The organism is Bacillus sp. EB106-02-03-XG38 (assembly GCF_058792175.1).
In genome coordinates this window covers 28,239-46,304 of sequence record NZ_JBYTED010000011.1, presented here as the reverse complement: position 1 = coordinate 46,304, position 18,066 = coordinate 28,239, and the positions used below count along the sequence as shown (strand labels likewise).

Below are 18,066 nucleotides of genomic sequence, written 5' to 3'. Positions count from 1 at the left end.
TGTCAATATGACAGAGGCGTCTTTTTTTATACCGTAAAACTGGGTGTGAGTATAAGTTTTATCCGCGTGTATAAAGATTTAGGGAGATAAGTAGGGAGTTAGTTCGCTCGAAAAAGCAGCCGATAAAGGGGAGGGAACGTCGATGTTTAAGAGGCTTCGGGAAGATATTGAAGTCGTTTTTGAACAGGATCCAGCGGCAAGAAGTTATTTCGAAGTCATTTTGACTTACTCTGGATTACATGCAGTTTGGGCCCATAGAATTGCACATGCTTTTTATAAAAAGAATTTCTTCTTTATTGCACGTTGGATCTCACAAGTTAGTCGTTTCTTTACTGGCATTGAGATTCATCCAGGAGCAACAATTGGTCGTCGTTTTTTCATAGACCATGGAATGGGGGTTGTAATTGGAGAGACGTGCGAAATTGGTGATAATGTAACGATCTATCAAGGGGTTACATTAGGTGGTACGGGTAAAGAAAAGGGAAAGAGGCATCCTACAATTCAGGATAATGTATTAATTGCAACAGGTGCCAAAGTACTAGGTTCTATTACAGTTGGAGAGAATTCTAAAATTGGAGCAGGATCTGTCGTATTAAAAGAAGTCCCTGCACACTCTACAGTTGTAGGTATACCTGGCCGGGTCGTTATTCAAAATGGAGTAAAGATCGGTCAAGAATTAAATCATTCTGATCTTCCAGACCCAATTTTTGATAAATTAAAGGTTATGGAAGTAGAACTTGATAAATTGAAAAAACAACTTGAAGTAAAGGTAGAAAGGGAGGATAAAAATGACTATTCACATTTATAATACATTAACACGTCAAAAGGAAGAGTTTACTCCATTAGAAGAAAATAAGGTAAAGATGTATGTATGCGGACCTACAGTTTATAACTACATTCACATTGGGAATGCAAGACCACCTATGGTATTTGATACGGTACGCCGTTATTTAGAATATAAAGGATACGATGTGCAGTATGTATCTAACTTTACAGACGTAGATGATAAATTAATTAAAGCAGCAAATGAGTTAGGTGAAGATGTGCCAACAATTGCTGACCGTTTCGTTGAAGCGTACTTTGAGGATGTAACGGCACTAGGTTGCAAACATGCAACGGTTCATCCGCGTGTAACGGAAAATATGGATATCATTATTGAATTTATTCAGGAACTTGTGAATAAAGGATATGCATATGAATCAGAAGGTGATGTGTACTTTAGAACGAAGGAATTCGAAGGATACGGTAAACTATCTCATCAACCAATTGCAGACTTACGTCACGGCGCGCGCATTGAAGTAGGAGAAAAGAAACAAGACCCTCTTGATTTTGCTTTATGGAAAGCGGCGAAAGAAGGAGAAATCTTCTGGGAAAGTCCTTGGGGGAAAGGTCGTCCAGGTTGGCATATCGAATGCTCGGCAATGGCGCGTAAATACTTAGGGGACACAATTGATATTCACGCTGGTGGTCAAGATTTGGCATTTCCTCATCATGAAAATGAAATCGCGCAATCTGAGGCGTTAACAGGAAAAACATTTGCACGTTATTGGATGCACAATGGATATATTAATATTAATAATGAGAAGATGTCTAAGTCACTTGGGAACTTCATTTTAGTTCACGATATCATTAAGCAATATGATCCGCAGTTAATTAGATTCTTTATGCTATCAGTACATTACCGTCATCCAATTAATTTCAGTGAAGAGTTATTACAAAGCACAAATAACGGGCTGGAAAGAATTAAAACGGCTTACGGTAACTTGAAACACCGTATGGAAAGTAGTACGGATTTAACAGATCATAATGAGAAATGGTTAGCTGAACTGGAAAAATTCCAGACTGCATTTGAAGAAGCGATGAATGATGACTTCAATACAGCTAATGCAATCACTGAGTTATATAATGTAGCAAATCATGCGAATCAATATTTACTGGAAGAACATACGTCTACAGTAGTAATTGAAGCATACGTAAAACAACTTGAAACATTATTTGATATTTTAGGGTTAGAATTAGCGCAAGAAGAGTTACTCGATGAAGAAATTGAGGCGCTTATTCAAAAACGTATTGAAGCTCGTAAAAATCGTGATTTTGCATTATCAGATCAAATTCGCGATGATTTAAAAGATCGTAATATTATTTTAGAAGATACCGCTCAAGGTACAAGATGGAAAAGAGGATAAGAATGATTGATGCAAAGCAATTAAACAGCTTAGCGTTAGCATATATGGGTGATGCGGTGTATGAACAATATATCCGCTATCACCTACTTCAAAAAGGGAAAGTTCGTCCTAATCAATTACATCGATTAGGGACAAGCTTTGTTTCGGCAAAAGCACAGGCGAAAGTTGTTTATCATTTATTAGAGACAGCATTTTTAACTGAAGAAGAAGAAGCGGTACTAAGAAGAGGGCGTAATGCCAATTCAGGTACTGTTCCGAAAAATACGGATGTACAAACATATCGACATAGTACAGCCTTTGAAGCGCTTATTGGTTATCATCACTTATTAAATAATCGTGAAAGATTAGACGAAATTGTATATAAGGCAATTGCTGTTTTAGAAGAAAAGGAAGGGGGCACATCATCATGAGTAGTGAATATATTATCGGACGTAACCCTGTAATTGAAGCGTTACGATCAGGAAGAGATATTAATAAAATTTGGATCGCGGAAGGTGCTGCCAAAGGACAAGTGCAAATTGTACTAGCGCTAGCGAAAGAAAATAAGATTATTTTACAACATGCGCCAAAGAAGAAGTTAGATCAATTAGTTGAGGGGAACCATCAAGGTGTAATTGCTCAAGTGGCTGCATATCAATATGCTGAGTTAGAAGATCTATTTAAAGTAGCAGAGAAGCGTAATGAAGATCCGTTCTTCTTAATTTTAGATGAAATTGAAGATCCGCATAACTTAGGTTCTATTATGCGTACTGCGGATGCAACAGGCGCTCATGGAATTATTATTCCGAAAAGAAGAGCGGTAGGACTTACAGCATCAGTTGCCAAGGCATCTACTGGAGCAATTGAATATATTCCTGTTGCGCGCGTAACGAATTTATCTCGTACAATCGATGAATTAAAAGAGCGTGGACTTTGGATTGCTGGTACAGATGCAAAAGGGAAAACGGATTACCGTAATTTAGATGGTACAATGCCAATTGGATTAGTAATTGGAAGTGAAGGAAAAGGTATGAGTCGTATTATTGGTGAAAAATGTGATTTCTTAATTACTTTACCGATGGTTGGTAAAGTTACATCCTTAAATGCTTCAGTAGCCGCAAGTTTGTTAATGTATGAGGTATATCGTAAACGTAACGAAATTGGTAAATAAAAAATGAACGATATTTTAATCGTTGACGGTTACAACATTATTGGAGCTTGGGGAGACTTGAAGAAACTACGGGATGTAGATTTGCAATCATCAAGAGATGCACTGATTGATAAGATGGCGGATTATCAAGGTTACACAGGTACAAAGGTAATGATAGTCTTCGATGCGTATACAGTCCACGGTATTGAAAAAAAGATGAAACAATCGCGTGTGGAAGTTATATTCACGAGGAAGAATCAAACTGCAGATGAAAAGATAGAGCAACTTGCAATTGAACTTAGAAATATAAATACGCAAATATATGTTGCAACTTCTGATTATACGGAGCAGTGGGTTATATTTGCGCAAGGTGCTCTTCGGAAATCTGCACGTGAGTTAGAGTTAGAAGTACAAGCGATGGAGCAACAAGTAAGAAGACGTACACAAGACACAAAAGAGAAGCAACCCGCCATGCGAAAGATATTTAGTAAAGATATTACAGAAAAATTAGAAAAATTAAGAAGAGGAGAGCGTTGAAGCATTGACGCTCTTTGTCTTTTTACTGTATAATATTGCTAAATAAATAGCGGTCGGAGGGATCAAGGTGGAAGCAGGCTTCGTAAGTGTAGGCGACGTTACATTTCGTGATTTAGAAGATGAGGCAATCGTTGAGTTAGTTCGAAAAGGTAATACTGACGCTCTAGAATATTTGATTCACAAATATAAGAACTTTGTTCGCGCGAAATCGAGATCTTATTTCTTAGTGGGTGCCGATCGAGAAGATATTGTTCAAGAGGGTATGATTGGGTTGTTTAAAGCGATTCGTGATTATAAAGAGGACAAGCTGTCTTCATTCAAAGCATTTGCTGAACTGTGTATCACTCGACAAATTATTACCGCTATTAAAACAGCAACCAGGCAAAAGCATATTCCGTTAAATTCGTATGTGTCTTTAGATAAACCGATTTATGATGAGGAATCTGATCGGACATTATTAGATGTTATTTCGGAAGCGAAGGTAACTGATCCTGAAGAAATGATTATAAGTCAGGAAGAATATACAGACATAGAATCTAAAATATCTGAATTATTAAGCGATTTAGAAAGAAAAGTGCTTTCTTTATATTTAGATGGTCGTTCTTATCAAGAGATTTCGGAACAGTTAAATAGACATGTGAAATCTATTGATAATGCTTTACAGAGGGTGAAGCGGAAATTGGAACGATATATGGAAATGAGAGAGAGTACCACTCTAAATTCATAACAAGTGCTACAGGTGTAAAAAATCACCTGTTTTCTTTTTGTGGAGAGTACAAAAGGCATGACATTGACATTGTCTTTTGTTGTATGATACATTTTTAGGGACATAATGTTACAAGGTTGGTGTAACTAATGAGGAAAAAAGTTGTACTCTCATGTGAAGAGTGTAAAAATCGAAACTACTCTACGATGAAAGATACGAGCTCAGTAGAGCGACTTGAAATAAAGAAATTCTGTAAAACATGCAATCAGCATACAGTTCACAAGGAAACAAAATAAATAATTGAAATAATACACTGGAGGTCCCGTAGATGCGTTTAACGAACTTTTTCGGCGATGTAGGTCGCGAAATGAAAAAAGTAAGTTGGCCTAAAAAAGATGAATTACTCCGTTCAACAGCGACTGTTATTGCTACAGTTGTCTTCTTTGCGATTTTCTTCGCAGTGGTTGATATGGGCATTTCTTCTTTAATTCGGTTAATTCTTGGTTAATTCTTGAATAAGAAGCACTTATCCATGATATAATGTTATTTATAAGAACTGTGTAAAAGCCCGGTGAACGGGTTTTTTCATTTGCGCAAAAAAATGTACGTCAGGGAGGGAAGGACGCTCGTCCTAAATGAATGGAAAAAAGTTGGTATGTTGTCCATACTTATTCTGGATATGAAAATAAAGTAAAAGCAAACCTAGAGAAACGTGTAGAATCAATGGGTATGCAAGATAAAATTTTCCGTGTTGTTGTCCCGGAAGAAGTAGAAGTAGAAATGAAAAACGGTAAAGAAAAATTAATGAAAAGAAAAGTGTTCCCAGGTTATGTATTAGTAGAATTAATCATGACTGATGACTCTTGGTATGTTGTACGTAACACACCAGGTGTGACTGGGTTCGTTGGTTCTTCTGGTTCAGGTTCTAAACCATCACCTCTATTAGAAGAGGAAGTTGTTACCATTATGAAACATATGGGAATGGACAATGAAGTGGTTGATTTCGACTTTGAACTTCATGAGACAGTGCGTGTAAATGAGGGACCATTCGCAGATTATACAGGTGCTATTGAAGAAATTGATGTGGAGAAGAAAAAGGTTAGCGTGCTTGTGGACATGTTTGGTCGCGAGACTCCAGTTGAGCTTGACTTCCATCAAATTGAAAAATTATAAAATGAAACTTGAAATGAATTGTAAAAAGTGATAATATCTTTTAAGTCAGTACGTCTTCGTTATCGGAGACGTTTTTTGAAAGATTTTATCCTTACAGATAAAATATGACGTGGGAGGGCAAATCACTGTCCAATTGACCACATCACGGACTTAAGGAGGTGTGTCTCGTGGCTAAAAAGGTAATTAAAATGGTAAAGCTTCAAATTCCTGCAGGTAAAGCTAACCCAGCTCCACCAGTTGGTCCAGCATTAGGACAAGCAGGTGTTAACATCATGGGCTTCTGTAAAGAGTTTAACGCTCGTACAGCTGATCAAGCTGGTCTTATCATCCCTGTTGAAATTACGGTATTTGAGGACCGTTCATTCACTTTCATTACTAAAACTCCTCCTGCTGCTGTTCTTCTTAAGAAAGTAGCTGGTATTGAGTCTGGTTCTGGTGAACCAAACCGTAATAAAGTGGCAACTGTTAAGCGTGATAAAGTACGCGAAATCGCTGAAACTAAAATGCCTGACCTTAACGCTGCTAGCGTAGAAGCTGCAATGCGTATGGTTGAAGGTACTGCACGCAGTATGGGCATCGTTATCGAAGACTAATTCGATTTGTTTTTTAAAAAAGGTTGCGGGTCTGGAATTCCAATTCGCAACCTTTATTATCGTAAATGATTATCGTTTTTAAATAAATGGATGGCGCGCATCCTCAGGTTATACCTGAAAATAAGCGTAAACGTGGGAGGTTATTCCGCTAAAACCACATTCGAGGAGGAAATAAAAATGGCTAAAAGAGGTAAAAAGTACGTAGAAGCTGCAAAGCTTGTTGATCGTGCAGCTGCTTACTCTGCAACAGAAGCAGTAGAATTAGTAAAGAAAACAAACACAGCTAAATTTGATGCAACTGTAGAAGCTGCATTCCGTTTAGGTGTTGACCCTAAGAAAGCTGACCAACAAATTCGTGGCGCAGTTGTTCTTCCACACGGTACTGGTAAAGTACAACGTGTATTAGTGTTCGCTAAAGGCGAAAAAGCTAAAGAAGCTGAAGCTGCTGGAGCTGACTTCGTAGGCGATGCTGATTACATCGGTAAAATCCAACAAGGTTGGTTCGATTTCGATGTAGTAGTAGCAACTCCTGACATGATGGGTGAAGTTGGTAAACTTGGTCGCGTATTAGGACCTAAAGGTTTAATGCCAAACCCAAAAACTGGAACAGTTACTTTCGATGTAACTAAAGCTGTTAACGAAATCAAAGCTGGTAAAGTTGAATACCGCGTTGATAAAGCTGGTAACATCCACGTTCCAATCGGTAAAGTATCTTTCGAAGATGCTAAATTAGTAGAAAACTTCAGAACAATTGCTGACACTTTACAAAAAGTTAAGCCAGCTGCTGCAAAAGGTACTTACATGAAGAACGTAACAGTTGCTTCTACAATGGGACCTGGCGTACGTGTAGACGTTTCTACATTAGCGTAAATTTTGGAAGTTGACTTCATAAAGAAGTTTTTATATAATCATTTATGTTGTGAATTTAATTAGTGTACCGTAGACAGTAGGTGTCGATAGACTTAATTTCCTACCTAGGTGTTAATATACGAAACGGAATTTTTTTCTGTGACTATATGCCTCCATGTCTACAAGTTGGGCATGGAGGTTTTTAGTGCACTTTCGGTACATCTTCTATATAATCTACAGGAGGTGTAATAACATGAGCAAAGTAATCGAAACTAAACAACAAGTTGTAACTGAAATCGCGGACAAACTTCGCGCTAGTAAATCTACAATCGTTGTTGACTACCGTGGTTTAACAGTTTCTGAAGCAACAGAATTACGTAAGCAATTACGTGAAGCTGGCGTTGAGTTCAAAGTTTACAAAAACTCTCTAACTCGTCGTGCTGCAGAATCTGCTGAAATGGCTGAGTTAAATGAATTCTTAACAGGACCAAACGCAATCGCGTTCAGTAACGAGGATGTAGTTGCTCCTGCGAAAGTATTAAACGACTTCGCTAAAGATCATGAAGCTTTAGAAATTAAAGCGGGCGTAATCGAAGGTAAACTTGTAACACTTGATGAGGTTAAAGCTATCGCTACTCTTCCATCACGTGAAGGCTTACTTTCTATGCTTCTTAGCGTTCTTCAAGCTCCAATCCGTAACCTTGCACTTGCTACTAAAGCAGTTGCAGACCAAAAGGAAGAGCAAGGCGCTTAATTTTTTAAAAGATAATTACGTATTATCGATAAAACAATACAAACCTATTTAAGGGAGGATATTTACAATGACTAAAGAACAAATCATTGAAGCAGTTAAATCTATGACTGTATTAGAACTTAACGACTTAGTAAAAGCTATCGAGGAAGAATTCGGCGTAACTGCTGCTGCTCCTGTAGCTGTTGCTGGTGGCGCTGGAGAAGCTGCTGCTGAGAAAACTGAATTTGATGTGGAACTAACTAGCGCTGGTGCACAAAAAATCAAAGTTATCAAAGTTGTTCGTGAAATCACTGGTCTTGGCTTAAAAGAAGCTAAAGAATTAGTTGACAACACTCCAAAAGTAATCAAAGAAGCTGCTGCTAAAGAAGAAGCTGAAGAAATCAAAGCTAAACTTGAAGAAGTTGGCGCTGCTGTAGAAGTTAAGTAATTAACTTTTGATGCTTTAAAAAAAGCTCGCTCTCATGCGAGCTTTTTTTTTAACTGTAAAGAAGAGAGGTGGCCATATGGCAGACCATTATTTTTCTAACGACCCTTCTAGTAAAAGTGATCGTAAGCGATGGGAGTTTACACTTCGTGGATCTCAATTTACTTTCTTATCTGACCGTGGGGTGTTCTCGAAAAACGAAGTGGACTTTGGTTCTCGTCTTTTAATTGAAGCGTTTCAAGTGCCGGATATTAAAGGTGATATATTAGACGTAGGTTGTGGATATGGACCGATTGGTTTATCGTTGGCGAAAGAGTTTCAAGGCCGTAAAGTTCACATGGTGGATGTGAATGAAAGGGCGCTTGAGCTTGCAAAAGAAAATGCCGCTAACAATAGAATTGGAAATGTACACATTTTTCAAAGTAGCGTCTATGAAAATGTAGATGGTATGTATGCTGCTATTCTATCTAATCCTCCAATTCGTGCAGGTAAAGATATCGTGCATGAGATTTTAGAAAAAGCTGTAGAGCATTTAGTTCCAGGTGGAGAGTTGTGGATTGTTATTCAAAAGAAGCAAGGTGCACCATCTGCGCTGAAAAAACTAGAAGAAGTATTTTCTGAAGTCGAAGTTGTAGAAAAGAAAAAAGGATATTATATCATAAAATCAAAAAAACGTTGACGGTTATTTTTGGCTATGTTAACATTATACAATGCCAATATATGATTTTCTGCGTTGAGAAAGATGTATATTTTTGTTTCTCTTGGAAAAGATAGTAAAATCAGCAGATTATGAAACAGAATGATGGTTTTCTTATAGAAGCCATTTTTCTTTTTTGAGCAGGTAGAAAGACTCAACGTATTTATCTTTAAGAGAAAAAAGACTACGCTAATAGCAGTAGTTGTATTTATTTGTGATTTTGCACAAATTTTTTTGTGCATTTATAATACTCATGATTTGAGGGGTGAAGCAGTTGACAGGTCAACTAGTTCAATACGGACGCCACCGCCAACGAAGAAGTTATGCCCGTATTAGTGAAGTATTAGAGTTACCAAATCTTATCGAAATTCAAACCTCTTCTTATCAGTGGTTTCTTGATGAGGGTTTGCGAGAAATGTTCCAAGACATTTCTCCGATTGAAGACTTTACGGGAAATCTATCGCTTGAATTTATCGACTACAGCTTAGGTGAACCTAAATACTCTGTAGACGAATGCAAAGAGCGTGATGTGACGTATGCAGCACCACTTCGTGTAAAAGTGCGTCTAATCAACAAGGAAACTGGTGAAGTAAAAGAACAAGATGTGTTCATGGGAGATTTCCCACTCATGACAGAGACTGGAACATTCGTAATTAACGGTGCAGAACGTGTTATCGTTTCCCAGTTAGTTCGCTCTCCAAGCGTATACTATAGTGGCAAAGTGGATAAAAACGGAAAACGTGGTTTTACTGCTACTGTAATTCCAAACCGCGGAGCTTGGTTAGAGTATGAGACAGATGCTAAGGATGTTGTATATGTGCGTATTGACCGTACGCGTAAACTTCCTGTAACTGTTTTGTTACGCGCATTAGGGTTTGGCTCTGATCAAGAAATCACCGAGCTTTTAGGTGATAACGAATACTTAAGCAACACATTAGAAAAAGACAACACAGATAGCACAGAAAAAGCATTGCTTGAAATTTATGAGCGTCTACGTCCTGGTGAACCACCAACAGTAGAAAATGCTAAGAGCTTACTTGTGTCTCGTTTCTTCGATCCAAAGCGCTACGATTTAGCAAATGTAGGTCGCTACAAGATCAACAAGAAGTTACACATTAAAAACAGATTGTTTAATCAACGTTTAGCTGAAACATTAGTGGATCCAGAAACTGGTGAAATTTTAGCGGCAGAAGGAACAATCTTAGATCGTCGTACACTTGATCGCATTTTACCTTACTTAGAGAAAAACATTGGATTCAAAACAGCGAAACCAATGGGTGGAGTGGTAGAAGGCGATGTTGAGCTGCAATCTATTAAGATTTATGCTCCTGAGTCAGAAGGCGAGCGCGTAATTAACGTAATTGGTAATGCGAATATTACTCGTGATGTAAAACACATCACACCAGGTGATATCCTTGCTTCTATCAGTTACTTCTTCAACCTACTATACAAAGTAGGGGATACAGATGATATCGACCACTTAGGAAACCGTCGTCTGCGTTCTGTTGGAGAACTATTACAAAATCAATTCCGTATCGGTCTTTCTCGTATGGAACGTGTTGTTCGTGAGAGAATGTCGATCCAAGATACAAATGCAATTACACCACAGGCACTAATTAATATTCGTCCTGTTATTGCATCTATTAAAGAGTTCTTCGGAAGTTCTCAGTTATCTCAGTTCATGGACCAAACAAACCCATTAGCAGAGTTAACTCACAAACGAAGACTATCTGCATTAGGACCCGGTGGTTTAACGCGTGAGCGCGCAGGCTTTGAAGTGCGTGACGTTCATTACTCTCACTATGGTCGTATGTGTCCGATTGAAACACCAGAGGGACCAAACATCGGTTTGATTAACTCATTATCTTCGTTCGCGAAAGTAAATGAGTTTGGTTTCATTGAAACACCATACCGTCGTGTTGACCCAGAAACTGGTCTTGTAACAGGGCAGGTTGATTACTTAACGGCAGATGAAGAAGATAACTATGTTGTAGCCCAAGCGAATATGAAATTATCTGATGAAGGTGAATTCCTAAGTGAAGATATCGTAGCTCGTTTCCGTGGTGAAAACATTGTGACAAATAGAGAACGCATCGACTACATGGATGTATCTCCAAAACAAGTAGTGTCGGCAGCGACAGCTTGTATTCCGTTCTTAGAAAACGATGACTCTAACCGCGCACTTATGGGAGCGAACATGCAACGTCAGGCGGTTCCGTTAATGAATCCGGAATCTCCGATTGTAGGTACAGGTATGGAGTACGTATCAGCAAAAGACTCAGGTGCTGCAGTAATCTGTAAACATCCTGGTGTTGTTGAGCGCGTAGAAGCACGTGAAGTTTGGGTACGTCGCTATGTAGAAGTTGACGGTCAAACAGTAAAAGGCGACTTAGATCGCTACAAAATGCAAAAATTCATTCGTTCTAACCAAGGAACTTGTTACAACCAACGTCCAATCGTAAGTGTTGGAAATGAAGTTGTAAAAGGTGAAATCCTTGCGGATGGTCCTTCTATGGAATTAGGTGAACTAGCACTTGGACGTAACGTGCTTGTTGGCTTCATGACTTGGGACGGTTATAACTACGAGGATGCGATCATCATGAGTGAGCGCCTTGTAAAAGACGATGTGTACACTTCTATTCATATTGAAGAATATGAATCAGAAGCTCGTGATACGAAGCTTGGACCAGAAGAAATTACACGTGACATTCCAAACGTTGGGGAAGACGCATTACGTAACCTTGACGAGCGCGGTATCATTCGCGTTGGTGCAGAAGTAAAAGATGGAGATTTACTTGTTGGTAAAGTAACACCTAAAGGTGTAACAGAATTAACAGCTGAAGAACGTCTATTACATGCTATCTTTGGAGAAAAAGCACGTGAAGTACGTGATACATCACTACGTGTACCACACGGTGGTGGCGGTATTATCTTAGACGTAAAAGTATTCAACCGTGAAGATGGCGATGAATTGCCACCAGGCGTGAATCAACTTGTACGTGCATATATCGTTCAAAAACGTAAAATTTCTGAAGGTGACAAAATGGCCGGACGTCACGGTAACAAAGGTGTTATTTCTCGTATTTTACCAGAAGAAGATATGCCTTACTTACCAGACGGTACGCCAATCGATATCATGTTAAACCCATTAGGGGTACCATCTCGTATGAATATCGGTCAGGTATTAGAGCTTCATCTTGGTATGGCAGCAAGATACCTTGGCATTCACATTGCAACACCAGTATTCGATGGTGCTCGTGAGGAAGATGTTTGGGGCACGATTGAAGAAGCTGGTATGGCAAATGACGCGAAAACAATCCTGTATGACGGACGTACTGGTGAACCATTCGATAACCGCGTATCTGTTGGTGTCATGTATATGATCAAACTTGCGCACATGGTTGACGATAAACTTCATGCTCGTTCTACTGGACCATACTCACTTGTAACGCAGCAACCTCTTGGAGGTAAAGCTCAGTTCGGTGGACAGCGTTTCGGTGAGATGGAGGTTTGGGCACTTGAAGCTTACGGTGCTGCTTATACTCTTCAAGAAATCTTAACAGTGAAGTCTGATGATGTTGTTGGACGTGTTAAGACGTATGAAGCAATTGTTAAAGGCGAAAATGTTCCAGAACCAGGCGTTCCTGAATCATTCAAAGTATTGATTAAAGAGCTGCAAAGTTTAGGTATGGACGTTAAAATGATGTCTAGCGACGATACAGAAATTGAAATGCGTGATACGGAAGATGACGATGATCATCAATCAGCAGATAAATTGAATGTCGAAGTTGAGACAACTAAGGAATAATTGGGATAACCTGTAGACTAAAAGGGAGGTAGGCCCCTTGATAGATGTAAATAACTTTGAATATATGAAGATTGGACTTGCTTCACCTGACAAGATTCGTTCTTGGTCATACGGTGAAGTTAAGAAACCAGAAACAATTAACTATCGTACGTTAAAGCCTGAAAAAGACGGCTTGTTCTGTGAGCGTATTTTCGGACCACAAAAGGACTGGGAATGTCATTGCGGAAAATACAAACGTGTACGTTATAAAGGTGTAGTTTGTGATCGATGTGGCGTTGAAGTAACGCGTGCAAAAGTACGTCGTGAACGTATGGGTCATATCGAATTAGCTGCTCCTGTATCTCATATTTGGTATTTCAAAGGTATCCCGAGCCGCATGGGACTTGTCTTAGACATGTCCCCTCGCGCGCTTGAAGAAGTAATTTATTTCGCTTCTTATGTTGTAACAGAAAGTGGAGATACACCACTTGATAAGAAGCAATTACTTTCTGAAAAAGAATACCGTGCATATCGTGATCGATATGGTAGCACATTCCAAGCTGCTATGGGTGCAGAAGCGATTAAAAAGCTATTGCAAGACATCGATTTAGATAAAGAAGTAGACTTCTTAAAAGAAGAATTAAAAACAGCACAAGGACAACGCCGTACTCGTGCTATTAAACGTCTAGAAGTATTAGAAGCATTCCGTAACTCTGGAAATGAGCCATCTTGGATGATCTTAGATGTTCTACCAGTAATCCCACCAGAACTACGCCCAATGGTACAGTTAGATGGTGGACGTTTTGCTACTTCTGACTTAAACGACTTATACCGTCGTGTAATTAACCGTAACAACCGTTTAAAACGTCTATTGGACTTAGGTGCACCAAGCATCATCGTTCAAAACGAAAAACGTATGTTACAAGAAGCTGTAGACGCATTAATCGATAATGGTCGTCGTGGCCGTCCAGTAACTGGACCAGGTAACCGTCCATTAAAATCACTATCTCACATGCTTAAAGGTAAACAAGGACGTTTCCGTCAAAACTTATTAGGTAAACGTGTTGACTACTCTGGCCGTTCTGTAATCGTTGTAGGACCGAACTTAAAGATGTACCAATGTGGATTACCGAAAGAGATGGCGCTTGAACTGTTCAAACCTTTCGTAATGAAAGAGTTAGTTGAAAAAGGATTAGCACACAACATTAAGAGTGCGAAACGTAAAATCGAGCGTGTACAACCTGAAGTTTGGGACGTTTTAGAATCTGTGATTAAAGAACATCCAGTACTCCTAAACCGCGCACCAACACTTCACCGTCTTGGTATCCAGGCGTTTGAACCTACATTAGTAGAAGGTCGCGCGATCCGTCTTCATCCACTTGTATGTACTGCATACAACGCGGACTTTGACGGTGACCAAATGGCCGTTCACGTACCTTTATCATCAGAAGCACAAGCAGAAGCTCGTCTTCTTATGCTAGCGGCACAAAACATCTTGAACCCGAAAGACGGTAAACCAGTTGTTACTCCATCTCAGGATATGGTATTAGGTAACTATTACTTAACACTTGAGCGTGAAGGTGCAATCGGTGAAGGTATGGTCTTCAAAGATGCAAACGAAGCATTACTTGCATACCAAAATGGATATGTACATCTTCATACACGTGTTGCAGTTGCTGCAAGTGCAGTAAACAACGCAACATTTACTGAAGAGCAAAAGAGCATGCTTCTATTAACAACAGTTGGTAAATTAATATTTAACGAAATCTTACCAGAGTCGTTCCCTTATATTAATGAACCAACAAATTCAAACCTTGAAAAAGAAACACCAGCGAAGTATTTCGTTGAAAAAGGTGCGAACATTAAAGAAATTATTGCTAGTCGCGAAGAAGTGGCGCCATTCAGCAAGAAAATCCTTGGTAACATCATTGCGGAAGTATTTAAACGTTTCAAAATTACAGAAACGTCTCGCATGCTTGACCGTATGAAAAACTTAGGATTCAAATACTCTACAAAAGCTGGTATTACAGTTGGGGTATCTGACATTCTTGTATTAGGCGAAAAAGATGAAATTCTCCACGAAGCACAAGCAAAAGTAGATAATGTAATTAAACAATTCCGTCGCGGTTTAATCACGGAAGAAGAACGTTACGATCGCGTTATCTCTATTTGGAGTAATGCAAAAGATGTTATCCAAGGAAAACTGATGAAGTCCTTGAATAAACGCAACCCAATCTTTATGATGAGTGATTCCGGTGCCCGTGGTAACGCATCTAACTTTACTCAGCTTGCTGGTATGCGTGGTCTGATGGCCAATCCATCTGGTCGTATCATCGAACTTCCGATCAAATCAAGTTTCCGTGAAGGTTTAACAGTACTTGAGTACTTCATCTCTACGCATGGTGCGCGTAAAGGTCTTGCCGATACAGCACTTAAAACTGCCGATTCTGGTTACTTAACACGTCGTCTTGTTGACGTTGCACAAGATGTAATCGTTCGTGAAGATGACTGTGGAACAGATCGCGGTTTATTAATTGGTGCGATTAAAGAGGGTAATGAAGTTATTGAGTCACTATATGATCGTCTTGTTGGACGTTTTGCAAGAAAAACTGTAAAACATCCTGAAACAGGTGAAGTATTAGTTGCTGAAAATCAATTAATTACTGAAGATATCGCTCATATCGTTGAAAACTCGGGTGTTGAAACTGTAAACATTCGTTCAGCGTTTACGTGTAATACTCGCCATGGTGTATGTAAGAAGTGTTACGGTCGTAACTTAGCAACTGGAACAGACGTAGAAGTTGGGGAAGCGGTAGGTATTATCGCAGCTCAATCTATCGGTGAGCCAGGTACACAGTTAACGATGCGTACGTTCCATACAGGTGGGGTTGCCGGAGATGATATCACTCAAGGTTTACCTCGTATCCAAGAGATCTTCGAAGCTCGTAATCCGAAAGGGCAGGCTGTTATCAGTGAAATCGACGGTGTTATCGCAGCGATCAACGATGTTAAAGATCGCCAAGAAGTAGTTGTACAGGGTGAAGTTGAAGCTCGTACGTATGCTATTCCTTACGGTGCTCGTCTGAAAGTAATTCCAGGACAGCAAATTAGCCACGGTAAAGAGTTAACAGAAGGTTCTATTGATCCGAAAGAATTACTAAAAGTAACGGACATTACGGCAGTTCAAGAATACTTATTACGTGAAGTTCAAAAAGTATACCGTATGCAAGGGGTAGAAATTGGTGACAAGCACGTAGAAGTAATGGTACGCCAAATGTTACGTAAAGTTCGTGTAAGTGATGCAGGTGAAACAGATGTATTACCAGGAACATTACTAGATATCCATCAGTTTACTGATGCGAATGCGAAGGTGTTACTGCAAGGTAAACAACCAGCAACAGCTAGACCTGTTCTACTTGGTATTACAAAAGCTTCACTTGAAACAGATTCATTCTTATCTGCAGCATCGTTCCAAGAAACAACTCGTGTCTTAACTGATGCAGCGATTAAGGGTAAACGCGATGAGCTTCTAGGATTGAAAGAAAATGTTATTATCGGTAAACTTGTTCCTGCTGGAACAGGTATGAATCGTTATCGCAAAGTGGATCTTGTAAAAACAACACAAGACGACGTGAATGTAGAAAACGATGAAGTTTACGTGGAACAGTAAAATTTTCCGTCGTAAATTTTGTATAAAAACAGTTAATCCTAGTTGACATTGTATGAGTCAAAATGTTACTATAAGCAAGGTTGCTCCTGAACGATGCTTTGGAGGATATTTATATGTCTTATCAAAAAGTGTCAAATGCTGAAAATGTAGTCGTTGGTCATAAACGCACATTGGAGGCAATCAAAAATGGTATAGTTAAAGAAGTTGTCATTGCGGAAGATGCTGATATGCGGTTAACCCATGTTATCATTCGTACTGCATTGCAACATAACATACCCATAACCAAAGTTGAATCAGTTCGTAAACTTGGAAAAGTTTCGGGGATTCAAGTGGGAGCTTCAGCAATAGGAATAATAAGTTAAAACTGTTTTTGTGAGGAGAGAGCATTTGCTCTCCCTTGCAAAAACTTTGTTTTCAACTAATAATGAACCACCTGGATATGTGGTCATACAAACATGCGAAGGGAGGATAATCAAATGCCTACTATTAACCAATTAGTGAGAAATGGTCGTACTGATAAAGTATGGAAATCTAAATCACCTGCGTTAAACAAAGGGTTCAACTCTTTAAAGAAAAAATCAACTGATATCTCTGCACCTCAAAAACGTGGTGTATGTACTCGTGTTGGTACAATGACTCCAAAGAAACCTAACTCAGCGTTACGTAAATACGCTCGTGTACGTTTAACAAACGGTATCGAGGTTACAGCTTACATCCCAGGTATCGGTCATAACCTACAAGAGCATAGCGTAGTATTAATTCGCGGTGGTCGTGTAAAGGATTTACCGGGGGTACGTTACCACATCGTTCGTGGTGCGCTTGACACAGCTGGTGTTGACAAACGTATGCAAGGACGTTCTAAATATGGTACTAAGAGACCAAAACCTGCTAAAAAATAATAACTTTAAAATGAAAGGAGGAACTCAATATGCCTCGTAAAGGACCTGTTGCGAAACGTGACGTGTTACCAGATCCAATGTACAATTCGAAGCTAGTAACACGCCTTATCAACAAAATGATGGTTGACGGTAAAAAAGGTAAATCTCAAACAATTCTTTATAATGCGTTCGATATCGTAAGCGAACGTACTGGTAAAGAGCCAATGGAAGTATTCGAGCAAGCTCTTAAGAACATCATGCCTGTTCTTGAAGTACGCGCTCGTCGTGTTGGTGGTGCTAACTACCAAGTTCCAGTTGAGGTTCGTCCAGAACGCCGTACAACTTTAGGTCTTCGCTGGTTAGTAAACTACGCTCGTCTTCGTGGTGAAAAAACTATGGAAGAGCGTCTTGCTAACGAAATCTTAGATGCAGCTAACAACGCTGGTGCATCTGTTAAGAAACGTGAAGACACTCATAAAATGGCAGAAGCTAACAAAGCATTTGCTCATTACCGTTGGTAGGATTCAACGTAAAATAAATGTAAGCATAAACCGCTTTATTTGTCGCTTATGGAAGTGTGGAGAGGGAGAATGCCTCTCCCTTTCGTTGGGCGCTCGTTTTACATAATGAGGGTACTGGACATACTGACATGTGTAACAATATAAAGTGGCTTTTTTGCTACT

19 protein-coding genes and 2 other annotated features (1 of these 21 cut by a window edge) are annotated in these 18,066 nt (G+C 39.3%); all 19 genes read left to right on the top strand.

The genetic code is table 11. From position 1 onward, the window contains the following. Positions 1-4 (top strand) — a binding site (T-box leader); it begins 242 nt to the left of the window's first position. Between the two features lie 138 nt (positions 5-142). The 19 genes from cysE (at position 143) to rpsG (ending at position 17,904) form a co-directional block, all read left to right on the top strand. After that, the gene (gene cysE, locus AC3WTI_RS27765) at positions 143-808 is read left to right on the top strand and encodes a serine O-acetyltransferase (RefSeq protein WP_087955352.1); all 666 of its coding nucleotides are present in this window, start codon (positions 143-145) and stop codon (positions 806-808) included. Then, positions 789-2,186, top strand: coding sequence for a cysteine--tRNA ligase (gene cysS, locus AC3WTI_RS27760; RefSeq protein ID WP_016089674.1), 1,398 nt, complete (start codon positions 789-791; stop codon positions 2,184-2,186). Before cysE ends, cysS begins: the two co-directional genes overlap by 20 nt. A gap of 2 nt (positions 2,187-2,188) precedes the next feature. After that, positions 2,189-2,596: a Mini-ribonuclease 3 gene (locus AC3WTI_RS27755; protein ID WP_000564261.1), complete on the top strand. Its 408-nt coding sequence runs from the start codon at positions 2,189-2,191 to the stop codon at positions 2,594-2,596. After that, positions 2,593-3,336, top strand: a complete 744-nt coding sequence (gene rlmB / locus AC3WTI_RS27750; RefSeq protein ID WP_048526363.1) for a 23S rRNA (guanosine(2251)-2'-O)-methyltransferase RlmB — start codon at positions 2,593-2,595, stop codon at positions 3,334-3,336. Before AC3WTI_RS27755 ends, rlmB begins: the two co-directional genes overlap by 4 nt. A 3-nt stretch (positions 3,337-3,339) precedes the next feature. Further along, entirely contained in the window at positions 3,340-3,852 is a 513-nt protein-coding gene (locus tag AC3WTI_RS27745; RefSeq protein WP_000997883.1) for an NYN domain-containing protein, read from the top strand. A 67-nt stretch (positions 3,853-3,919) separates the two neighbouring features. Continuing rightward, the gene (locus tag AC3WTI_RS27740) at positions 3,920-4,579 is read left to right on the top strand and encodes an RNA polymerase factor sigma-70 (RefSeq protein ID WP_000387198.1); all 660 of its coding nucleotides are present in this window, start codon (positions 3,920-3,922) and stop codon (positions 4,577-4,579) included. Between the two features lie 128 nt (positions 4,580-4,707). Beyond that, positions 4,708-4,854: a 50S ribosomal protein L33 gene (rpmG, locus tag AC3WTI_RS27735; RefSeq protein WP_002070160.1), complete on the top strand. Its 147-nt coding sequence runs from the start codon at positions 4,708-4,710 to the stop codon at positions 4,852-4,854. Between the two features lie 32 nt (positions 4,855-4,886). Further along, the gene (gene secE, locus AC3WTI_RS27730; protein WP_001241321.1) at positions 4,887-5,066 is read left to right on the top strand and encodes a preprotein translocase subunit SecE; all 180 of its coding nucleotides are present in this window, start codon (positions 4,887-4,889) and stop codon (positions 5,064-5,066) included. Positions 5,067-5,197: 131 nt separating this feature from the next. Further along, positions 5,198-5,731, top strand: coding sequence for a transcription termination/antitermination protein NusG (nusG, locus tag AC3WTI_RS27725; protein WP_000415794.1), 534 nt, complete (start codon positions 5,198-5,200; stop codon positions 5,729-5,731). Between the two features lie 167 nt (positions 5,732-5,898). Then, positions 5,899-6,324, top strand: coding sequence for a 50S ribosomal protein L11 (gene rplK / locus AC3WTI_RS27720; protein WP_001085872.1), 426 nt, complete (start codon positions 5,899-5,901; stop codon positions 6,322-6,324). 177 nt (positions 6,325-6,501) lie between these two features. After that, a complete protein-coding gene (rplA, locus tag AC3WTI_RS27715) occupies positions 6,502-7,194 on the top strand; it encodes a 50S ribosomal protein L1 (protein ID WP_002020168.1) in 693 nt (230 codons plus the stop codon). Positions 7,195-7,243: 49 nt separating this feature from the next. Beyond that, positions 7,244-7,387 (top strand) — a sequence feature (ribosomal protein L10 leader region). 39 nt (positions 7,388-7,426) lie between these two features. Then, positions 7,427-7,927 (top strand): 50S ribosomal protein L10, encoded by a 501-nt coding sequence (gene rplJ / locus AC3WTI_RS27710; RefSeq protein ID WP_000048716.1) that lies wholly within the window; start codon positions 7,427-7,429, stop codon positions 7,925-7,927. Between the two features lie 67 nt (positions 7,928-7,994). Continuing rightward, the gene (gene rplL / locus AC3WTI_RS27705) at positions 7,995-8,354 is read left to right on the top strand and encodes a 50S ribosomal protein L7/L12 (protein ID WP_000159736.1); all 360 of its coding nucleotides are present in this window, start codon (positions 7,995-7,997) and stop codon (positions 8,352-8,354) included. Positions 8,355-8,430: 76 nt separating this feature from the next. Beyond that, complete coding sequence (locus AC3WTI_RS27700) at positions 8,431-9,030, top strand: class I SAM-dependent methyltransferase (RefSeq protein ID WP_087955355.1); 600 nt, start codon at positions 8,431-8,433, stop codon at positions 9,028-9,030. Positions 9,031-9,322: 292 nt separating this feature from the next. Further along, on the top strand, positions 9,323-12,856 hold the full coding sequence (gene rpoB, locus AC3WTI_RS27695; RefSeq protein WP_029439122.1) for a DNA-directed RNA polymerase subunit beta: 3,534 nt from the start codon (positions 9,323-9,325) through the stop codon (positions 12,854-12,856). A gap of 37 nt (positions 12,857-12,893) precedes the next feature. After that, entirely contained in the window at positions 12,894-16,505 is a 3,612-nt protein-coding gene (gene rpoC / locus AC3WTI_RS27690) for a DNA-directed RNA polymerase subunit beta' (RefSeq protein WP_087955356.1), read from the top strand. A gap of 113 nt (positions 16,506-16,618) precedes the next feature. Next, positions 16,619-16,867: a 50S ribosomal protein L7ae-like protein gene (locus tag AC3WTI_RS27685; protein WP_016089671.1), complete on the top strand. Its 249-nt coding sequence runs from the start codon at positions 16,619-16,621 to the stop codon at positions 16,865-16,867. A gap of 114 nt (positions 16,868-16,981) precedes the next feature. Next, positions 16,982-17,404 (top strand): 30S ribosomal protein S12, encoded by a 423-nt coding sequence (gene rpsL / locus AC3WTI_RS27680; protein ID WP_001142341.1) that lies wholly within the window; start codon positions 16,982-16,984, stop codon positions 17,402-17,404. A 29-nt stretch (positions 17,405-17,433) separates the two neighbouring features. Further along, positions 17,434-17,904 carry a 30S ribosomal protein S7 gene (rpsG, locus tag AC3WTI_RS27675; protein WP_001137493.1) on the top strand — a complete coding sequence of 157 codons (471 nt, stop codon included), beginning with the start codon at positions 17,434-17,436 and terminating at the stop codon, positions 17,902-17,904. Positions 17,905-18,066 lie beyond the last annotated feature (162 nt).